The sequence below is a fragment of the Nocardia vinacea NBRC 16497 genome, assembly GCF_000308835.1.
Lineage (GTDB): Bacteria > Actinomycetota > Actinomycetes > Mycobacteriales > Mycobacteriaceae > Nocardia > Nocardia vinacea.
In genome coordinates this window covers 1-16170 of sequence record NZ_BAGN01000066.1, presented here as the reverse complement: position 1 = coordinate 16170, position 16170 = coordinate 1, and the positions used below count along the sequence as shown (strand labels likewise).

17 protein-coding genes and 2 pseudogenes are annotated in these 16170 nt (G+C 66.0%); 7 read left to right on the top strand and 12 right to left on the bottom strand.

Annotated features, from left to right (window positions below; all coding sequences use genetic code 11):
- Positions 1–5: 5 nt before the first annotated feature.
- The 5 genes and pseudogenes from ON44_RS50005 to ON44_RS07450 form a co-directional block, all read right to left on the bottom strand.
- Complete coding sequence (locus ON44_RS50005) at positions 6–257, bottom strand: BON domain-containing protein (protein ID WP_040687356.1); 252 nt, start codon at positions 255–257, stop codon at positions 6–8.
- Entirely contained in the window at positions 258–821 is a 564-nt protein-coding gene (locus ON44_RS07460; RefSeq protein WP_040687354.1) for a nucleotidyltransferase family protein, read from the bottom strand. It abuts the gene before it with no gap.
- 83 nt (positions 822–904) lie between these two features.
- Positions 905–1876: pseudogene (locus tag ON44_RS07455) on the bottom strand (SDR family oxidoreductase).
- A 9-nt stretch (positions 1877–1885) separates the two neighbouring features.
- A pseudogene (locus ON44_RS48045) lies at positions 1886–2074 on the bottom strand (glycoside hydrolase family 15 protein); the annotation flags it as partial.
- Between the two features lie 191 nt (positions 2075–2265).
- Positions 2266–2595, bottom strand: a complete 330-nt coding sequence (locus tag ON44_RS07450; protein ID WP_040687352.1) for a hypothetical protein — start codon at positions 2593–2595, stop codon at positions 2266–2268.
- 95 nt (positions 2596–2690) lie between these two features.
- Here ON44_RS07450 and ON44_RS07445 point away from each other — a divergent pair, with 95 nt between their 5' ends.
- The 6 genes from ON44_RS07445 to ON44_RS07420 all read left to right on the top strand — a co-directional run bounded on the left by ON44_RS07445 (position 2691) and on the right by ON44_RS07420 (position 9386).
- A complete protein-coding gene (locus ON44_RS07445; RefSeq protein WP_085998494.1) occupies positions 2691–3947 on the top strand; it encodes a serine hydrolase domain-containing protein in 1257 nt (418 codons plus the stop codon).
- 120 nt (positions 3948–4067) lie between these two features.
- Entirely contained in the window at positions 4068–5867 is a 1800-nt protein-coding gene (locus tag ON44_RS07440) for a thiamine pyrophosphate-requiring protein (RefSeq protein ID WP_040687350.1), read from the top strand.
- A gap of 81 nt (positions 5868–5948) precedes the next feature.
- Positions 5949–7787, top strand: coding sequence for a hypothetical protein (locus ON44_RS07435; protein ID WP_040687348.1), 1839 nt, complete (start codon positions 5949–5951; stop codon positions 7785–7787).
- Positions 7788–7842: 55 nt separating this feature from the next.
- A complete protein-coding gene (locus ON44_RS07430; protein ID WP_040687346.1) occupies positions 7843–8118 on the top strand; it encodes a DUF2277 domain-containing protein in 276 nt (91 codons plus the stop codon).
- Between the two features lie 72 nt (positions 8119–8190).
- Entirely contained in the window at positions 8191–8796 is a 606-nt protein-coding gene (locus tag ON44_RS07425; RefSeq protein ID WP_040687344.1) for a ClpP family protease, read from the top strand.
- Complete coding sequence (locus ON44_RS07420) at positions 8793–9386, top strand: ClpP family protease (protein ID WP_040687342.1); 594 nt, start codon at positions 8793–8795, stop codon at positions 9384–9386. The genes ON44_RS07425 and ON44_RS07420 overlap by 4 nt, the downstream gene beginning before the upstream one ends.
- Before the next feature lie 2 nt (positions 9387–9388).
- On the opposite strand, the gene ON44_RS07415 is transcribed toward ON44_RS07420, so the two are convergent.
- Both ON44_RS07415 and ON44_RS07410 read right to left on the bottom strand, forming a co-directional pair.
- Positions 9389–9751, bottom strand: coding sequence for a helix-turn-helix domain-containing protein (locus ON44_RS07415; RefSeq protein ID WP_040687340.1), 363 nt, complete (start codon positions 9749–9751; stop codon positions 9389–9391).
- A gap of 113 nt (positions 9752–9864) precedes the next feature.
- Complete coding sequence (locus ON44_RS07410; RefSeq protein WP_051181685.1) at positions 9865–10107, bottom strand: hypothetical protein; 243 nt, start codon at positions 10105–10107, stop codon at positions 9865–9867.
- 249 nt (positions 10108–10356) lie between these two features.
- Between ON44_RS07410 and ON44_RS07405 the strand changes: the two genes are divergently transcribed.
- Positions 10357–11205, top strand: a complete 849-nt coding sequence (locus ON44_RS07405; RefSeq protein ID WP_040687338.1) for a 3-hydroxyacyl-CoA dehydrogenase — start codon at positions 10357–10359, stop codon at positions 11203–11205.
- 130 nt (positions 11206–11335) lie between these two features.
- On the opposite strand, the gene ON44_RS07400 is transcribed toward ON44_RS07405, so the two are convergent.
- The 5 genes from ON44_RS07400 to ON44_RS07380 all read right to left on the bottom strand — a co-directional run.
- Positions 11336–12517 (bottom strand): AI-2E family transporter, encoded by a 1182-nt coding sequence (locus ON44_RS07400; protein ID WP_083897706.1) that lies wholly within the window; start codon positions 12515–12517, stop codon positions 11336–11338.
- Positions 12483–13859 carry a phosphatase PAP2 family protein gene (locus ON44_RS07395; protein WP_083897705.1) on the bottom strand — a complete coding sequence of 459 codons (1377 nt, stop codon included), beginning with the start codon at positions 13857–13859 and terminating at the stop codon, positions 12483–12485. The genes ON44_RS07400 and ON44_RS07395 overlap by 35 nt, the downstream gene beginning before the upstream one ends.
- A 129-nt stretch (positions 13860–13988) precedes the next feature.
- Positions 13989–14858 (bottom strand): universal stress protein, encoded by an 870-nt coding sequence (locus ON44_RS07390; RefSeq protein WP_040687336.1) that lies wholly within the window; start codon positions 14856–14858, stop codon positions 13989–13991.
- A gap of 30 nt (positions 14859–14888) precedes the next feature.
- Positions 14889–15806, bottom strand: coding sequence for a universal stress protein (locus ON44_RS07385; RefSeq protein ID WP_040687334.1), 918 nt, complete (start codon positions 15804–15806; stop codon positions 14889–14891).
- 129 nt (positions 15807–15935) lie between these two features.
- On the bottom strand, positions 15936–16170 hold a 235-nt coding region (locus ON44_RS07380), incomplete at its 5' end, for a sensor histidine kinase (protein WP_040687332.1).

The following is a 16170-nucleotide window of genomic DNA, read 5'->3' as shown; positions in this document are numbered from 1 at the left end:
CGGTCTCAGTCCGCCAGCGCCTCGGCGGGTCCCGGTGCGCAGGGTGGCGTGACGTGCACGTCGTTGTGGATGTGGGCGCGCGGAAGCTGTTCGCGCACTACCTTTTCCATCTGCAGCTTGCGTTCGATACTGCTCACCTCGCCGCCGAGGACGACGACGTCGCCGCGGATCGTCACCTGCACCCCGAGTTCGGCGGTGCGCGGATCCTCGGCCAGCGCCCGGCGCAGATGCGCGACCAGATATTGCGGTCGATCCATTCACACCACCCGCTTCGGCTCGATTACTCCGAGATCGTCCAGCAGTCCGAGGAAGGCTCTGGCATAGGGCGAAATGTCGGTTTCCTTGCGCACCCGCTCCCAATCCACTTGTTCGCGCAGATCGCGTGCGATCGTCAGCAGTGGGCTCAGGTCCAGTCGGTGCGCGTCGAAGACCAGTAATTTGTCGATCATCAGGTCGCTCGCGCTGATCACCGGCGCCATCGTCGGGCCGACACGCATCATGTCGGCGCGGTCGAGCAATTCGTCGGTGACGGCACGGTTGTTCGGCCGGTAGATCAGGTCGATGAGGACGCCGCCTTCATAGGCCTTGGTCAGCCAGTCCTCGGGCGGCTCGGCGATCCGCAATCCGCCGCGGGCCAGCGCACTGCGCGCCTGCGACAGGTCGGCGGGTTTGATGAAGATGTCGACGTCGTGCTCCGAGGCGGGCCCGCCGCGCGCGTACACCGCGCAACCACCCGCGACCGCGAAGCGGATACCGGCATCCGCCAGCGTATTCACCGCCCGGGTGAGCGCGTGGAGCAGTTGGTCGATCGTCGGGACCATATGTGCGCCATACCCGCGGTTCGGTCGGCTAATCGCCTCTTTCTCGGGTTCGCACGCAGCCCGACCAACCCACCCGGACCGCCCTAATGCCGACGCAACCCGCTGGCCAATGTCTCGAGCCCTCGGCTCAACCACGCCTGTGTACTGTGCCGATGCGCACGATCATCGAACTCGCCGTGCGCGCCGAAGTCGTATCCACCGGCCCGATCGACCGGCTCCCAGAGATTGTCGGCCCGCGCATCGGCGTCGGCATCGGTCTGCTGCGAGTCGTAGCCGGTGCGGGCGAGATATCGGTCGAGCAGGCTGGGCGCGAGCCGTTGTGCGAGCAGCGTCCCCGTAGTGCTCGCGCCGACCCAATATTCCTTGCGCTCAGGATGTTTCGCGGCGAAGGCGATCGAGCGCGCGATGATCTCGGGTTGGTAGATCGGCGCCACCGGCTGTGGCCGCTTCGGCAATCACGACAGCACCCAGGAGAATTGGGGCGTATTGACCGCCGGTGCCTGCACCAGCGTGATGTGCACATTGCTGCCTTCGTGCATCAGTTCGACCCGCACCGACTCGGTGAATCCGTTGACCGCGTGCTTGGCGGCGCAATACGCCGACTGCAGCGGAATCGAGCGGGCCCCCAGCGCCGAGCCGACTTGTACGACAGCGCCGCGGTCACGTGTCCGCATGCGGGACAGCGCGGCCATGGTGCCGTGCACGGTGCCGAGATAGGTGACTTCCGTGACCCGCCGGAACTCTGCGGCGGCAATCTGCTCGAACGGCGCGAATACCGAGGTGAAGGCCGAGTTCACCCAGGCATCGATGGGGCCGAGCACCTTCTCGGCCCGTGTCGCCGCCGCCTCGACCGCCGCGTAATCCGCGACATCGACCGGAATCGTCAGCGGCTCACCGCCCGCCGCGCGCACATCATCGGCCGCGGCCGCTAGTCCGGCATCGCCGCGGGCGAGCAGCGCGACTCTGCAGCCGCTCGAAGCGAATTCGCGTGCGGCCGCGCGACCGATGCCCGCACTCGCCCCGGTGATCACCACTACGCGGGGTTCGAAACTCATCACAACCCCTTACTCATCGCCGAATCGGGTGAGCTGGACCGAGGATTCGAACAGCATCGCGTGCGCAAAGGCCTGCGGCATATTGCCGCGCAACTGACGCTGCCGGACATCGAATTCCTCGGCGAACAATCCGGGCGTACCGCATGCCGCGCGATTGCGCTCGAAATAGCGTGCCGCCGAAACCTGGTGTCCGAGTTGGGTTATTCTCGGCCGTCACATCGGTCGTGTACCACCGCACACCGTTCGCAACCTTTTCAAGTCTGCGACGAATCCGGCGTAAGCCTCGTCGCGATCGGGCGCGCGCAGTACCGCACGAGGCCCGCCGCAACTCGGCGAGGCTCGCGTGCGGCGGCACGAACTCCGCGGCGCCCGGCCCGGCCATATCCGCCTCAGTCCTTGCCCAGGGCCCGCGCGAGCTGCCGCTTGTTCATCTTCGAGCGGCCCTTGATATTGCGTTGCCTGGCCTCGTTGTACAGCTGGTCGCGGGTCGGGCCCTTCGGACCGCTGCGGCCCGAGCGCTGCCCACCGCGCTGCTGTGGTGACTTGTCCTTTATCGAGGAACGGCTCGCGGTCTTCGACTGCCCGGCTTGGGCGCGATTCTTATTGACCGTCCGCGCGGCGATTTCCTTCGCCCGCTTCTGGCTCGCGCCCCGGTCTTCTGCCGAGTCCCTGATGTGCTCGTACTGCCGTTCCTGTTTATTGCTCCATTCCTTTGGCATGTCACACCTCCTGTCCGCCGAGTACCCCGGCTCGTTTCGTGAAACCAGGGCGTGGGCTCGATCGGGGGAAAGATCAGCGCCGATATGCTGGCCGGGTGAAGGTGGTTCCTGGCGCGTTGGTGACCGTCACCGATGATCTGGACGCGGTGACGACGGTCGGGCACGAGGACGATCCGGCCGCTGCCGGGTTGACGAACGACGACGTCGCGGCGCTGTGGGCGTCGGTGCAGGCGTGGTACCGGATGGGGACGACGCCCGCGATTCAGACCTGTCTGCGGCGCAACGGAAAGATAGTGCTGAACCGGGCGATCGGGCACGGCTGGGGGAACGCGCCGAAAGACGGTCCGGATGCGGAGAAGGTGCTCGCGACACCGGAGACACTCTTCTGCGGGTTCTCCACGGCCAAGGGCGTGTCCGCGACGCTGATGTTCATGCTGATCGAACAGGGTGCGTTCGCGCTGAATGATCCAGTGTGCAAGTACATTCCGGAGTTCGCGGCGCACGGCAAGGATGCGATCAGCATCGGCGATGTGCTGTCGCATTCGGCGGGTGTGCCGTTCATTACGCCGCCCTACAAGGGCGTCGAGCTGGTGCTCGACGAGGAGTTGGCCGTACAGGGGTTGGCCGATCTGGTGCCGAGTTGGCGGCCGGGGCGGTTCCGGGTCTATCACGCGTTGACCAGCGGTTTGATTCAACGGCTGCTGGTGCAGCGGGCCACCGGGAAGCGGATGCGCGAACATCTCGCCGAACAGGTGCTCGACCCATTGGGCTTCCGCTGGAACAACTTCGGGGTCCGGCCCGAGGATGTCGACAAGGTCGTGCCCAGCGTGAAGACCGGCCCGCCACCGTCGCGCATGTCGATACTTTTGGCGCGCAAGGCCCTCGGCGGCCGGATGGACGGTGCGACCGCCAGATCTGCGAATCGGGATTTCCTGACCGCCGAACTGCCGTCGGGCAATATCGTCACGACCGCCTACGAGCTGTCCCGTTTCTACGAAATCCTCACTCGCGGTGGCGAACTCGATGGCGTCCGGATCATCGAGCCGGGCACGCTCCGCGAAGCGATCCGCCCGGCACGCCGCATACCCGGCCTGGCCGGACGAGTCAGCAGCGCGGGCTTCGAACTCGGCGCTCGTCGCTCGAAGTTCGGGCGGAACACCCAGTCGCACTTCGGCCGCAGCGGCCTGACAACCCAATACGGCTGGGCCGATCCCACCCGCGGGCTCTCCGGCGCGATCCTCACCAGCGGTAAGGCCACCACCGATACCCAACGCCCATGGGCTCTGGTCGCCCAGATCTCGAACACCATCAGCCAACTCGCGCCCGCCGATCGGCTGTTCGACACCGACTGATTCCCTCCTGTCTCGGCACAGTGCGGCTACCCACTCCGGTGCGCGGCACACCCGCTGATTGCCTGCCCGTTCGCTGGGTATCACCGGTCTGACCAACCCGGATACCAACAGGAGATCCTCATGAAGCAACAGGTTGGTGACTATGTCCTGCAGCGACTACGCGAGTGGGGCGTTGACCAAGTCTTCGGATACCCCGGCGACGGCATCAACGGTCTGGTCGCCGCTTTCGGTCGGGCGGATAACAAACCACAGTTCGTGCAGGCCAGGCATGAGGAAATGGCGGCCTTCGAAGCCACCGGATTCGCCAAATTCAGTGGAAAGGTCGGCGTCTGTACCGCCACCTCGGGACCCGGTGCGATCCATCTGCTGAACGGACTCTACGACGCCAAACTCGACCATGTCCCGGTCGTAGCGATCGTCGGTCAGACCGCGCGCAGCGCCATGGGCGGCAGCTATCAGCAGGAAGTCGACCTGCAGAGCCTGTTCAAGGATGTTGCCAGTGATTATCTGGTCGAGGTCAACGTCTCGAGCCAATTGCCGAACGCGCTGGACCGGGCGTTCCGAACGGCGATGACCCGGCATGCGCCCACCGCGGTGATCATCCCCGCCGATTTGCAGGAAGAGCCCTACGAGCCGCCCGAACACGAATTCAAGCAGGTGCCGTCCAGCCCACCGCATGCGTTGTCTGCGACGGTGGTCGCGCCGTACACCGAGATCGAACGCGCCGCCGAGATCATCGATGCCGGATCCAAGGTCGCGGTGCTCGTCGGTCAGGGCGCCCGCTCGGCCGCGCGTGAGGTGGTCGAACTCGCCGAACTGACCGGGGCGGGCGTGGCGAAGGCGCTGCTCGGCAAGGATGTGCTGCCCGATGACCTGCCGTTCGTCACCGGGTCGATCGGGTTGCTCGGCACCAGGCCGAGCTATGAGATGATGCGCGACTGCGACACCCTGGTCATCGTCGGGTCGAACTTCCCGTACACCCAGTTCATGCCGGAGTTCGGTCAGGCGCGCGCCGTGCAGATCGATATCGACGGCACCATGATCGGCATGCGCTATCCGACCGAGGTGAATCTGGTCGGTGACGCGAAAGCCACACTGGCCGAACTCATTCCGCTACTTCGCCGCAAGGAGGATCGATCCTGGCGGGAGAAGATCGAGCAGAATGTGGTCCGCTGGTGGGAGACGGTCGAGCGGCAGGCGATGTTGCAGGCCAAGCCGGTCAACCCGATGCGGGTGGTTTGGGAACTGTCGCAACAGCTTCCGGATAATGCGATCGTCACCGCCGACTCCGGATCGTCCACCAACTGGTATGCCCGCTGCCTGCGATTCCGCATCGGTACGCGCGGCTCGCTCTCGGGCACCCTGGCGACCATGGGACCCGGCGTCCCCTATGCCATCGGTGCCAAGTTCGCGCATCCGGAACGACCGGCCATCGCCTTGGTCGGCGATGGCGCCATGCAGATGAACGGAATGGCCGAACTGCTCACCATCGCGCGCTATTACCGGCAGTGGAGTGATCCGCGGCTGGTCGTATGTGTCTTCCACAATAACGATCTGAATCAGGTCACCTGGGAGTTGCGCTCGATGGGCGGGGCACCGAAATTCGAAGAGTCGCAGATACTTCCGGAGACCTCCTATGCGGATCTGGCGCGCTGTATGGGTCTGCCGTCGGTCGCGATCGACGATCCGGACCAGCTCGCCGACGCATGGAGCCAGGCGCTGAGCGCGGATCGCCCGGTGCTGCTCGATGTGCGCTGCGATCCCGAGGTGCCACCGATTCCGCCGCATGCGACCTTCGAGCAGATGAAGGACACCGCGGAGGCGGTTATGCGCGGCGATCCGGATGGCTGGCATCTGATGTGGCAGGGCGCCAAGCTCAAAGCGCAGGAATTCGTGCCGCATCGGAGTTCGTCGTCATGACCTCGCCATCGACCGAGGACGTCGTCGATCTGCTGACGGCACAGCACAAGCAGATCGAAGAGCTTTAGGCAGTGTCAGGTGATGGAGCTGGTAACAGCGGTACTCGCGCGCGGGGCCGAGGGCGGCGGAGCCGCACTCGACCAGGTCGCGGTGCTGACCGGCACCGCGATCGCCATCGCGGCCGTGCTGGCCGTGGTCGGGTATCTGCACCGCACCCGCCGCATCACGTGGCTGCAAACCGCCGCCGATCGACTCGGCGGGCTGAGTAACCGGCCCGGCTGGGTCGCGCTGCCGCTCGCGCTGTTCATCGCCACCATTCTGACCGCGTTGTTCGGCTTCATCTGGGATGTGAGCCTGCATATCGGTAAGGGCCGCGACGAGGGCCCGCTGGCGAATCCGGCGCACTACTTCATCATGATCGGCCTGTTCTTCCTGTTCATGGCCGGAATGCTGGCCATCATCCTGCCGCTGGACGAGAAACCGGGTCCGGCCGCGATTCGGATCACCCGCGACTGGTACGCCCCGGTCGGTGGCGTGCTGATGGCGGGTGCCGGCCTGTACGCCCTCATCGGCTTCCCGCTCGACGACATCTGGCACCGACTGTTCGGCCAGGACGTCACCCTGTGGGGGCCGACGCATCTGATGCTGATCGGCGGCGCCGGATTGTCGCTGGTCGCGGTGCTGCTGCTGGAATTCGAAGGCCGCCTGGACCGCCCCGATCCGGATCGCACCGACGGTCCGCTGCTGTGGCTGGTCCGCACCTTCGCCTTCGGTGGTCTGCTGATCGGCCTGTCGGTGTATCAGGTCGAATTCGACTTCGGCGTCGAACAGTTCCGCCTCGTGTTCCAGCCGCTGCTGATCGCGGCCGCGAGTACGATCGCGCTGATTTCAGCGCGCTACACGCTCGGCCGGGGCGGCGCGTTGGCCGCGGTGGTATTCGCGATCTTCGTCCGCACCGTCATGGCGGTCCTGGTAGGTCCGCTGCTCGATGCGCCACACAATGTCTTCCCGCTGTATCTCGGAATCGCGCTGATCGTGGAACTGATGGCGCTGCTGCCCATGTCCGAACCCGTATGGTGGGGCGCGCTGACCGGACTGGTCGCGGCCACTCTCGGACTCTGGCTCGAATCACTCTGGGTGGCAAGGATGTTCGTGGACTCCTGGCCGACCGGTATGTGGCCGGAGCTATTGGTCATGGCGGTGCCGGTGGGTGTCGTGGGCGGTGCGGTCGGCGTACTGCTCGGCATGGTCCTGCGGGGCGAAGAGCTCCCGCATATCGCGATTCGCCGTGGCATCGTCATCGCGGCGGTGCTGATCACCGCAGCCGCCACCGCGAACGGCTTGCGCGTCGATGTTCCCGAAAATGCCTCCGCGACAGTCCAGTTGCGTGATGCGACACCGGTAAGCGGCGGCCGGATGGTCAACGCCGTTATCACACTGGCCCCTGAGGATTTGGTGGGCGCTGATCCCGAGTGGGTGCAGATTCTGGCCTGGCAAGGTGGCACCGGTTCCTCGAACCCCGGTCGCGGACTGGTGATCGATCAGCTGCGCCGGGTCGGTGATGGCCACTATGTGAGCACGAAACCAGTTCCGGCATACGGTAATTGGAAGACAATCCTGCGACTGCACGACGGCCGAATGCTCACCGCTCTGCCCATCTATATGCCTCATGACCCCGGTATCGACGCCGCCGAAGTACCGGCGCTGGACCAGTTCACGCGCCCCTTCGTCCCCGAAATCACTGTGCTCCAACGTGAACGCTCATTCGACCGGCCCTCCTGGCTGATCGATGCGGCATCGCTGGTCGTACTCATTTGCTCCTTGGTTCTCATCTGGTCGCTGTCCTGGGGTGCGGTTCGAATCAACCTCGCCTATCGACGCGACCTGCGCGCGGAATCCTCAGTCGCGCCGGGGCGCTGAACTAGTCGCGGGAAGGCCCCTTAAAACCCAGGCCGACCCGAGCTAGCCTCGGGATATGTGCCGAAATATCACTGCCCTGCGTGGGCTGGAGCCCGCCGCCACCCCGGAAGAAGTGCATGCTGCGGCATTGCAGTACGTCCGCAAGGTTGGCGGGCTGTCCAGCATTTCCGCAGCTACGCGCCCTGCGGTCGACGCTGCGGTCGCAGAAATCGCGGCCGCGACCATGCGGCTGCTCGAACAATTGCCCGATCGGAAGGTTCCGCCGAAGACCGTGCCGCCGCTGCGGCGGCCCGAGGTGCAGGCGCGCATCCACGCGCATTCGCACGACTGACGCTGCTCTGAGCAGATCTGCTGTGGGCAGCGTGGCGAGATTTTTCGCATAGGCGCGCGGCACGGTGGAGTCATGGCTCACGATGACAAGACACCGTTGTTCAGTTGGCGCGCCAGGGAGCAGCTGCTCAGCAGGCGGATTCTGGTGCTGGACGGCCCGCTCGACGACGATAACGGGACGTTGCTGATGACGCAGTTGCTCACCTTGGCGGCCGAGGATGCCGATTCGGGGATCTCATTGTGGATCCATTCCCCGGGTGGTTCGGTTCCGGCAATGCTCGCCATTCGCGATGTGATGCGGCTGGTGCCGTGCGAGGTCTCTACCCTGGCACTCGGATTGGCTTGCAGCGCAGGGCAATTCCTTTTGTCCGCGGGTACTCCGGGGCGTCGGTTCGCGCTGCCGCACGCCAGGGTGCTGATGCACCAGGGCTCGGCCGGAATCGGCGGCAGCGCCGTCGACGTCGAAGTGCAGGCCGATGACCTGCGCTACACCGTGGAGACGGTGCTCGGCATTATCGCGGGGGATACCGGTCAACCGTACGACCGCATCTACGAGGATTCGCTGCACGACCGCTGGTTCAGCGCGGCCCAGGCCAAGGAGTACGGCTTCATCGACCATATTGTCGGCTCGTTCGGGGAAATCGTGCCCCAGCGCCAGCGGATCGGAATTTCGGCATGACCTACACCATTCCCAATGTGATCGCCCAGCATCCGCGCGGTGGCGAGCGAATCACCGATATCTACTCGCACCTGCTCGCCGAGCGGATCGTCTACCTCGGCACTCCGATCGACTCCGGCGTCGCCAACGCGCTCATCGCCCAGCTGCTGCACCTGGAGTCGGAGAGTCCGGAGCAGGAGATCAATCTGTACATCAACTGCGAGGGCGGCGATCTGTCCGCAATGCTCGCGGTGTACGACACCATGCAATTCATCAAGGCCCCGGTGGCGACCACCTGCGTCGGCCAAGCCATCGCGGTCGGCGCGGTACTGCTGGCCGGTGGCGAACCCGGTCGCCGTTCCTTGCTGCCGCACGCCCGGGTCGTCCTACATCAGCCCGCCGCCCGCGGTCAGGGCGCGATTCCCGATCTGATCCTGCAAGCCGACGAGTTGGTGCGGATGCGCGCGGAAATCGAGTCGATCCTGTCGCGGCACACCGGGCAACCAGCCGAGCGGCTACGTCACGACACCGATCGTGATCGCGTCTTCACCGCACCGGCGGCCGTCGAATACGGCCTGGTCGACAACGTGCTGGGTGTCCGCGCCGCGTGATCCTAGGCGGCGAGTGCCATGAGGGTCGGTCCGGCGCTTGCCCGCGGCGCGGCCTGCCGGGCGAAGGTGAGCCGACGATGAGCGCGCAATTCGTCGGCCACCTGCTCGGTGAGACCGAACAGTGTGGTGCCGAGCGCACCGGCCAGCGCCGCGATCATCTCGCTCGACGGTTCCTTGCGGCCGCGCTCCACCTCGGACAGGTATTGCGGCGAAATACCCGCGCGACCGGCGGTTTCGACGAGGGTCTCGCGTTGCTCCTGCCGCAGCGTGCGCAGCCGTTCGCCGAGTACCTCGCGCCACAGCGGTTCCTCGGTGCGTCGAGGTCGGTCGTCGCGTCCGCCTTGGATCGAGTGCAGCTCGGTCATAGGGCGAGCCTACGACCGCGGCCGCTGATCCGGCCGGGCATTACGCTGTGGGCGGACAAACCGACGAAGGCCCCATGTCCAACGGACACAGGGCCTTTCGCATCGAGTCGAGATCAGGGCAGCGGAATCCACTGGCCGAAGAACCAGAAGCCGTGGCCCTGGGGCTGCTGATCATGCCGCTGCTGGTCCTGACGCTGATCCCCGCGCTGCTGATCGTGGCCCTGCTGTTGCTGCTCGACACCCGGACGCTGATCCTGCCCGGGATCGGCGCTCGCCACACCCGCACCAACGCCCAGCACGCCGACCAGCACACCGCCCGCGATCGCACCCTTCGCCAGCTTCGACTTGATCTTCATGCACGTTCCTCCTGTTGTCGGGTCTCCGTCCGAGACCGCCGACCCGTCCGATCCGGACCGACAAGACAATCTTGGAATCGCAAAATTTGCGCACCCTAGCCTGTGGCTGTGAGTTAGCTGGGACCATCCGTAGCTGAGTCGATGACCGGTGAAGCCTCGATGTGGGAACTGCTCGCACCGCTGGGTTTCGTACGATTGGTCTACCTGCACGGCCCGGCTGCGGTCCGCGCCGAAGGAAGGAGATAGCAAATGGCCATCCGCAAGGTGACCGTCCTCGGAACCGGAGTGCTGGGATCGCAGATCGCATTCCAGACCGCATTCCACGGATTCGATGTCACCGCCTACGACATCAGCGAAGAGGCCATTGTCGCTGCTCGCGGCCGTTTCACCAAGCTCGCGGCGACCTATCGCATCGAAGTGCCGGGCGGTGATAGCAAGGCCGACCAGACCGAGGCGGCCATCGTCCTGACGACGGATCTGGCCGCGGCGGTGCAGGACGCCGACCTCGTGATCGAGGCGGTGCCGGAGGTGCTCACCGTCAAGGAGCAGACCTACCGGCAGCTGGGCGAACTCGCGCCGGCGAAGACGATCTTCGCCACCAATTCGTCCACCCTGCTGCCCAGCGATATCAAGGACTACACCGGCCGCCCGGACAAATTCCTCGCGTTGCACTTCGCGAATCAGGTGTGGCGGTACAACACCGCCGAGGTGATGGGCACGCCCGAGACCGATCCGCAGATCTTTCGAGCGGTCGTCGAGTTCGCCGCCGCGATCGGCATGGAGCCGATCGAATTGCACAGGGAGAAGGCGGGTTACGTCCTCAATTCGCTGCTCGTGCCGCTGCTCAATGCGGCCATGGCGCTCACCGCGGGCGGATTCGCCGAACCGGAGGCGGTCGACAAAACCTGGCGGATCGGCACCGGCGCACCGGTCGGCCCATTCCAGATGCTCGACGTCATCGGGCTGACCACGCCCTACAACATCCTGGTCAACAGTGCGGAGGGGCAGGAACTCGCGACCTGGCTCAAGACCAACTACATCGATAAGGGCAAGCTCGGCATCGCCACCGGGGAGGGTTTCTACAAGTACTCCGAATAGCTCCGGATGCATTTCGAGGTCGACACCGAGGCGGGTGAGCATTTCGCGGAATTCGCTCGCCGGGTAGCGCTCGTTGTCGATCACCAGACCGAGAACGGCGCCGCTCCCGTAGTCAATCGCTCTGCGACAGCTATTCCGGCGCGGGCTCGGGTTCGGGGGATTCGTCGGGTGGTGCGGTGACGACGTCGATCTGCTCGCCGAGGTAGCGGGCCAGCACCGCGATGACGGCCGCTACCGGTACCGCGAGGAAGGCGCCGACGACGCCGTAGAGGGAGGCGCCCGCGGTGATCGAGACCAGGACCACCACGGCATGCAATTTCATGCTGCGGGCCTGCAAAACCGGTTGCAGCACATTGCCTTCCAATTGCTGGACGGCGATGATGATGCCGAGCACGATCAGCGCGGTGGTGACGCCATTGCCGACCAGTGCCACGAGCACCGCCAGCGCCCCGGCGACGAATGCGCCGACCATCGGCACGAAACCGCCGATAAAGGTGATCACCGCGAGCACGAGTGCCAGGGGGACGTGCAGGATCACCAGTCCGGCGCCGATGAACACCGCGTCGATCAGACTTACCAGCGCCTGGACGCGGATGAATCCGCCGAGGGTGGACCAGATCCGATTCAGCACCTCCTCGAGGTGCCTGCCGCCGCGACTGCCGAGTACGGCATGCAGCCACGGCAGCAGCCGTGGACCGTCCTTGATGAAGAAAAACGCTAGTACCAGCACCAGGAACAGCGTCACCAGCGTGGAGGTCGCGGTGGTCACGCCGGTGAAGACGCCGGAGGCGATCTGTTCCGAACTGGACTTCAGCCGCTGCGTGATCCCGTCCACCGCGGCTTGCAACTGCTCGTCGCGTATGCGCAGCGGCGGACCGCGCAGCCAATCCCGCACCTTGTTGACACCCGCGGTGGCTTTGTCGGCGAGCTCCGGGGCTTGGTCCACGACCGACGGAACGATCAGGGCGATGACACCTGCGAGGACTCCGATGAATCCGAGCAGGCTGACCGTTGCCGCAGCGGCCGGCCGAAAGCCGTGCGCGGTGAGCCAGCGGGTCGGCGGCCACAATACGGTCGCGACGATCAGCGCCAGCGCGATCGGCAGCAGTACCACCCACAGGGCGGCGACGACGGTGCCGAGCACCCACGCGCCCGCAGCGATCGCCACAATGCACAGCGACCATTTGGCCAGCCAGATGAGTCCGGTGCCGATCGCGTCGCCGCGGTCGCGGGTCGGTGGGCGGTTCTTCTCGGTGCCGTCCTGCTCACTCACGCCGTCAGTCTGGCACGGGAGACAGCCGGGCGGTGCCATCATCGGCACGCTGCGCAGGACTCGGTGGGTCAACCTTTGCCGAGTCATTTGCGGCGAACCAGGTCCGGTAGAAGGTGAACGCCAGTGCGGCGAAGACACCCAGAATCGCGACGCCGAACGGGAGCGGGTAGTTCGCCATCGGCAGTGCGAGGAAGCGCACGCACAGCAGCACCCCTGCGAAGGTCGCGATACCGAAGGCCACAACCCGGGCGCGACCGCTGTCCCAACCCCGGTCCGGATCGCGCAGGACGGATTCGACGGTCAGGCACAGCGCCGCGCCCGCGACGAGGTCGACGCCGTAATGCGCCCCGAGGCCCAGCGTCGCGACGAGGGTGCAGACCAGCCAGAACGCACCACCCCAGCGCAACCAGAGCGGCCCGCGCCGAGAGTGGATGAACAGCGACAGCGCCCACGCCGTATGCAGTGACGGCATGCAGTTACGCGGTGTGATGCCGTCGAAGGGCATCGAATCGACCGAGGACGGCAGCGCCGGAACGATATTCGGCCAGACATCGGCGAGTTCGAAACCCTGCCCCTCCGGGCCGAACGCGAGCACCGGCCCGACCACCGGGAAGACCACATAGAACAGTGGTCCGACCACACCGAGGGTCAGGAATGTGCGCACCAGATAGTGCCGCGGCCACATACCCGCGGTGACGCCGCGCAGTTGCCACGCCGCGACCACAATGGCCGCGACCGGCAGTTCGAAATACACCCAACGCACCACACCCAGCGGCACCGGTCCTACCGCGTCGAGTACCTGTCCGACGAGCCACGACGGATTGCCGAGCGCGTGATCGGCCAGTTCCGCATAGGGATCCAGCACAGTCGGGCAGGCCCATGCGGTGATGTCCAGCCAGATCTCGCCGACCTTCGTCGCCAGAATCAGCAGCGCACCGAGAGCGATTGTGCGCAGCGCGGTTTCGCGCCGCGCACCGGTCCAGCGCATGGCGGCGATCACCGCCAGCGCGGTGAGCACAATGGTCGGACCGTTCCCGACCGTGAACAACCGCCCCTCGATCGCGCGAATGATCACGAAAACCACATCGATGCCGACCGCGGCCGCCAGCGCGCGCACCCGCACATTCCAGGAGACACCGATCAGCGCCAGTAGAAACCCGGCCCACGGCGTGGTCGCCGATTTGGGCCGCCCGACATAATCCCAAGAAAGACTGGTCAGCGGCCCGAGCGCGTTGATATGCACAGCCATCAACTGCCCCGCGATCAACACCACGACCGCGCCCGCGATACTGCCCCAGATCAACCGAGTTCGCCACGGACGCGCAGTCCCCACTTCCCCCGCAGGTGCACCCGATCTCTCCTGCGCGTCCTGAATCAACATTCCGACATCGTAAACAGGATGTGAACACCACCGTGCGTCCCGATTAACGCAACCTGGGAACTCGCTGCGTGCGCTTGCGGACCGGTCGGTGCCGGAGCGTACTGAAGCGCTACCCGGGCGGGCCGGATATCAGGGTCGGGCGATGATGAGGGGACAGTCGGTGGCGTGTAGGACAGCCTGGCTGACCGAGCCGAGGGTCATGCCCGCGAAGCCGCCACGGCCGCGGCTGCCCAGAACGATCAGTTGGGCGTATTCCGCTTCGGCGAGTAGGCATCTGGCCGGTCGATCCTCGACGACCACGCGCTCGACCTCCACGTCCGGATACTTTTCCGCATAGCCCGCCAGGCTCTCGGAGAGCAACGCCTCGGCCTCTTTCTGCATCTCCTCGCGGGAGATATAGCGGTTGAATTCGGACCAGGTGAGTACCGCGCGCAGTCCGACCGTGCGATGGGCGGCCTGATCGAAGGCGACCTCGATGGCGCGGGCGGCGCTGGGGGAGCCGTCGACACCCACGAGCACCGGTCCGAGCAGCCGATCGGCTTTGTAGTCTTCGGATGCGGGAATGACGGCGACCGGACAGTGTGCGTGCCTTGCGACAGCGGTGCTCACCGAGCCGAGCAGGCCACGGCGGAAGGCGCCCAGACCGCGGGTGCCGACGACGAGCATGCGCGCATCCTTGGAGCGGTCGAGTAGAACCGGGATCGGTGGCGCGTCGACCACGAAGGTGGTGATTTCCAGTTCGCCGACGGGTCCGGCCGCCGCGGTCGCGTAGGCGTGGGCAGCGGTGACGGCGGCGGCACCGGCCGCTCGATAGGCGTCGTAATCGATTTGGTCGAAGGCTATTCCGGGGCCGAAGTCCATCGGGGCGCCGATGCCGTACACGATATGCAGGCGCGCGCGGTGGTGGACGGCGTCGACCGCGGCCCAGCGCACCGCATCGGCGGCGGCGTCGGAGCCGTCGATGCCGACGAGCACGGGGGGATTTATGGTGGTGGACATGGGATTTCGTAGCCCGTCAGCGTGACCGCGCTACTGCGGGCGGACGACCATGACCGGGCAGTGCGCGGTCTGGACCAGCGCGTCGCCGGTGGAGCCGAGCAGCAGTCCGCGGAATCCACCGCGCCCCCGGCTGCCGACCACCAGCAGCTGCGCCGACCGCGACCATTCACACAGCGCCTGCCGCGGACCCGACAGGTACACCTTGCGGATGACCTGCACGTCCGGGTACTTCTCCTGCCAGCCAGTGAGCTGCTCGGCCAGGATCGCCTGTCCGGCGGTCTCGGCGTCGTGATCGCAGACGGCGTAGGGGAGGCCGGCGATGCGGTCGAAATACAGGTCGCTCCAAGCGTGGACAGCGACGAGCCGGGTTCTGCGTTCGCTGGCTTCGGCGAACGCGGCCCCGACGGCGGCCGTGCCGGCTGGTCCGCCGTCGATACCGAGCACAACCGGGCCGACGCGTCGGGTCTGCTGTTCGGTGCCGGTGTCACGCACGACCACGATCGCACCGCGGCCATGGCTGGCGACCGCGAGCAGCGTCGATCCGAGATAGCTCAGGGTGCCGCCGGAACCCGCTGTGCCGATCGCGACCAGATGCGCCGCTTCGGACAGCTCGATCAACAGATGTGCCGGATTGGCTTCGGAGAGTTCGGTTTCCACGGTCAGGCCCGGGTCGACCTGATGGGCGAGTCGGCGTGCCGTGCGCAGCACGTCCGTGCCCTTGCGGCGGATCGCATCGATCACCGGCGGCATGATCACGTCGTACATCCCGTAGACCGACCCCGCCGCCGCGAGGTCGAGACCGTGCACGATGCGCAGGCGCCGACCCCGCTGGGAGGCGGTCTCGGCGGCCCAGCGAACGGCGAGATCGGCCGCCTCGGAGCCGTCGGTTCCGACCACTACTTCGGCCGACGCCAGCCGGTGTGGTTCATCGCGGTGCTGGGCGGTCATGGATGTCCCTTCGGGTTCCGAGATATCAGCTACCCGTAGGTTAGGAATCCGAGGGGGTCGCGCACGCCTGGCATTGGTCACGAACCACAGGGCCTAAAGACCGCTCATACCATGCTCAGGCAAGACAGTTCAGGGCAGCGGTGCCGACCAGCGCAGCACCGTCCCGCCGTTCGCGCCCTTCGAAATGCTGAAACTGCCGCCGGCCTGTTCGGCGCGTGTCGCCAGATTCGCCAGTCCGCTCATGCGCTCGAAGTCGTCGGGGACGCCGACACCGTCGTCGGTCACCTCGATGGTGACATCGTCGCGCACCCGGAGCTGGACCGATACCATCGTCGCCGACGCGTGCCGCACCACGTTGCTCACT

Coding starts and splice junctions, on each gene's coding strand:
- ON44_RS50005 (WP_040687356.1), bottom strand. CDS start 257: ATGGATCGACCGCAATATCTGGTCGCGCATCTGCGCCGGGCGCTGGCC.
- ON44_RS07460 (WP_040687354.1), bottom strand. CDS start 821: ATGGTCCCGACGATCGACCAACTGCTCCACGCGCTCACCCGGGCGGTG.
- ON44_RS07450 (WP_040687352.1), bottom strand. CDS start 2,595: ATGCCAAAGGAATGGAGCAATAAACAGGAACGGCAGTACGAGCACATC.
- ON44_RS07440 (WP_040687350.1), top strand. CDS start 4,068: ATGAAGCAACAGGTTGGTGACTATGTCCTGCAGCGACTACGCGAGTGG.
- ON44_RS07435 (WP_040687348.1), top strand. CDS start 5,949: ATGGAGCTGGTAACAGCGGTACTCGCGCGCGGGGCCGAGGGCGGCGGA.
- ON44_RS07430 (WP_040687346.1), top strand. CDS start 7,843: ATGTGCCGAAATATCACTGCCCTGCGTGGGCTGGAGCCCGCCGCCACC.
- ON44_RS07425 (WP_040687344.1), top strand. CDS start 8,191: ATGGCTCACGATGACAAGACACCGTTGTTCAGTTGGCGCGCCAGGGAG.
- ON44_RS07420 (WP_040687342.1), top strand. CDS start 8,793: ATGACCTACACCATTCCCAATGTGATCGCCCAGCATCCGCGCGGTGGC.
- ON44_RS07415 (WP_040687340.1), bottom strand. CDS start 9,751: ATGACCGAGCTGCACTCGATCCAAGGCGGACGCGACGACCGACCTCGA.
- ON44_RS07410 (WP_051181685.1), bottom strand. CDS start 10,107: ATGAAGATCAAGTCGAAGCTGGCGAAGGGTGCGATCGCGGGCGGTGTG.
- ON44_RS07405 (WP_040687338.1), top strand. CDS start 10,357: ATGGCCATCCGCAAGGTGACCGTCCTCGGAACCGGAGTGCTGGGATCG.
- ON44_RS07400 (WP_083897706.1), bottom strand. CDS start 12,517: ATGGCACCGCCCGGCTGTCTCCCGTGCCAGACTGACGGCGTGAGTGAG.
- ON44_RS07395 (WP_083897705.1), bottom strand. CDS start 13,859: ATGTTGATTCAGGACGCGCAGGAGAGATCGGGTGCACCTGCGGGGGAA.
- ON44_RS07390 (WP_040687336.1), bottom strand. CDS start 14,858: ATGTCCACCACCATAAATCCCCCCGTGCTCGTCGGCATCGACGGCTCC.
- ON44_RS07385 (WP_040687334.1), bottom strand. CDS start 15,806: ATGACCGCCCAGCACCGCGATGAACCACACCGGCTGGCGTCGGCCGAA.